Here is a 2,460-nt window from a genome sequence, read left to right on the forward strand (position 1 = left end):
TACCTATCATGTGAAACCGAAAGCAAGGTGACGCCCATGGGCGCTGATGCCAAGACTGCCATGAAAGTCGATATGACCGAGGCCGCCGCCAAGCGGATCGCCAGGATTGGCTCGAACGAAGCCGGCAAGACGGCGCTGCGCGTTTCGGTCGAAGGCGGCGGCTGCTCGGGCTTTTCCTACAAGTTCGATCTGGTCGATACGCGCAACGACGACGACGTAGCCATCGAGAAGGACGGAGCCACGGTGCTGATCGACGATTTGTCGCTGGTCTATATGGGCGGATCTGTGATCGATTTCGTCGACGATCTGATGGGCCAGTCGTTCCAGATCCGCAATCCGAACGCCGTCGCCTCCTGCGGCTGCGGCACGAGTTTCTCCATATAGAATGCCTGCCATCGGTGCGGTCCGTCAGATCGCGCTGTCGGCTGGCCGTGACCTCGACGTGACGCTGGCTTTCTGGCGCGACGTGCTGGGCATGGCTGTCCATGCACGCTTCGATCCGCCGGGCATCGCCTTCATCATGGCCGGAGAAATCAGGCTGCTGTTCACCGACGGCGTACCGGCCGGAACCGTCTATCTCGACATATCGGGCCTTGATCAGTTCCATGCCTCGGCTGCTGCCGCCGGCGTGCCTTTCACCGCGCCGCCAACGCTTGTCCATCGCGACACGGACGGCCAGTTCGGTCCAGCGGGGGAAAGCGAATGGATGGCCTTCCTAAAGGACCCGGCTGGCAATACGATCGGCCTCGTCGAACGCCATCCGCCGCAAGAGCCCAACTGAACAGCACGAGACCGCCATGAAAATCGTCACCTGGAACATCAACGGTGTCCGCGCCCGCATCGGCAACCTCACCCATTGGCTGACCGAGAGCGCACCCGACATCGTCTGCCTGCAGGAGATCAAGACGGTCGACGAGCAGTTCCCGCGCGCCGAGATCGAGGCGCTTGGCTACAATGTCGAAACCCATGGCCAAAAGGGTTTCAACGGCGTCGCGCTGTTGTCGAAGCTGCGCTTCGACGAGGTGATCAGGGGCCTGCCCGGCGACGATGCCGATGAACAGGCGCGTTTCATCGAAGGCGTTTTCTCAACCGACAAGGGCGCCTTGCGTGTCGCCTCGCTCTATCTGCCGAACGGCAATCCGATCGATGACGAGAAGAAGTTTCCTTACAAGCTGTCCTGGATGGCGCGGCTTGAGCGCTGGGCCGAAGAACGGCTGAGACTTGAGGAGGCTCTGGTGCTCGCCGGCGACTACAACGTCATTCCCGAGCCGATCGACGCGCGGTTTCCGGAGAATTGGCTGGGCGACGCCCTGTTCCAGCCGCAGACGCGACAGGCCTTCCGTCGGCTGCTCAATCTTGGTTTCACCGAGGCGGTGCGCGCGGTCACCGACGCGCGCGACACCTATACGTTCTGGGACTATCAGGCCGGCGCCTGGCAGAAGAACAACGGCATCCGTATCGACCACCTGCTTTTGTCGCCGGAAGCCGCCAACCGATTCTCATCGGCCTCTATCGAAAAGCATGTGCGCGCTTGGGAAAAACCATCCGACCATGTCCCGGTGGCGATCGATCTCGCGCTTCAGCCGGCTTGAGAGAACCCTCGCCGGGCCCGTCTGCGCTGAACCCTCATATCGCCACATTTCGCGCCGTTCATTGCAGACCAGCATGGCGGCTGGGGTTCCATGAGCGCACGATTTCATCTTTGTCCCATTGGCCTGGCATTTGCCATGGCCGTTCCTGGTACGGCATTTGCCGACCAGGAATGCCTGGCCAATGGAAAATCCTACCAGATCGGTCAGGTCGCCTGCCTGACGGTGGCCGAGCAGAGCCATCTGGCCCGCTGCGATATGGTGCTCAACAACACCTCGTGGACGAAGATCGGGGATAGCTGCCCGGAAAACACGCTGGCGCCACACCCCCATGTCACGCCGATCTCGACGCCGGCGCCCAGCATGGTGCCGACGGAGCCGATCGCGAACTGAGCCAATCTCCCGCTTCGTGGGGGAGATCGGCAGTTCAGCCGCCAGCAAAACTACTGGTCCGCGTTGTTGCCCTTGGTGAGGATATCATCGGCCAGCGAGATCGCGGTGCGGCGGTCGGCCTCGCCGGCGGTGGCAAATGCCTCTTCCTGCATGCCGCGGATCCAGGGCTGGTCAGCGGGCGAAGCGCGTTCGAGCGCTGCCGTCATCATCGCCAGGCCGCGAACGATCTTGCCGCTCTGGAACAACAGATGGCCCAGCGTCGCCTGGGCGCCGGCATGGCCTTTCTCGGCGGCGAGTTGGAACCAGCGCCCGGCCTGCTTGACGCTGGCCTTCACCCCGCCCTCGCCCTTCAGGAACATCTGCCCCATCTCGAACTGTGCGTTCGGGTTGCGGTAGTTGGCAGCCGCGCGCATGTAGTATTCCTGGGCCGCCACCTCGTTCTCGGTGACCGGGCTGCCGGGAATGCCCGTGCGCAAAT

Annotated in this window: 5 protein-coding genes; 4 read left to right on the plus strand and 1 reads right to left on the minus strand. The window is 62.6% G+C overall.

What is annotated here, in order from left to right:
- The first annotated feature begins 36 nt into the window (after window positions 1-36).
- The 4 genes from erpA (at window position 37) to ENZ75_RS28565 (ending at window position 1,982) form a co-directional block, all read left to right on the plus strand.
- A complete protein-coding gene (gene erpA / locus ENZ75_RS28550; RefSeq protein WP_128278500.1) occupies window positions 37-384 on the plus strand; it encodes an iron-sulfur cluster insertion protein ErpA in 348 nt (115 codons plus the stop codon).
- A gap of 1 nt (window position 385) precedes the next feature.
- Window positions 386-781 carry a VOC family protein gene (locus tag ENZ75_RS28555; protein ID WP_013531287.1) on the plus strand — a complete coding sequence of 132 codons (396 nt, stop codon included), beginning with the start codon at window positions 386-388 and terminating at the stop codon, window positions 779-781.
- A gap of 16 nt (window positions 782-797) precedes the next feature.
- On the plus strand, window positions 798-1,592 hold the full coding sequence (gene xth, locus ENZ75_RS28560) for an exodeoxyribonuclease III (protein WP_013531286.1): 795 nt from the start codon (window positions 798-800) through the stop codon (window positions 1,590-1,592).
- Window positions 1,593-1,727: 135 nt separating this feature from the next.
- Window positions 1,728-1,982: a hypothetical protein gene (locus tag ENZ75_RS28565; protein ID WP_244506831.1), complete on the plus strand. Its 255-nt coding sequence runs from the start codon at window positions 1,728-1,730 to the stop codon at window positions 1,980-1,982.
- A 50-nt stretch (window positions 1,983-2,032) separates the two neighbouring features.
- Here ENZ75_RS28565 and ENZ75_RS28570 read toward each other — a convergent pair.
- Window positions 2,033-2,460: tetratricopeptide repeat protein (locus ENZ75_RS28570; RefSeq protein WP_164888067.1), on the minus strand; the 428-nt coding region annotated here is incomplete at its 5' end.

The organism is Mesorhizobium sp. M7A.F.Ca.CA.002.04.1.1 (assembly GCF_004022805.1).
Classification (GTDB): Bacteria; Pseudomonadota; Alphaproteobacteria; order Rhizobiales; family Rhizobiaceae; genus Mesorhizobium; species Mesorhizobium ciceri.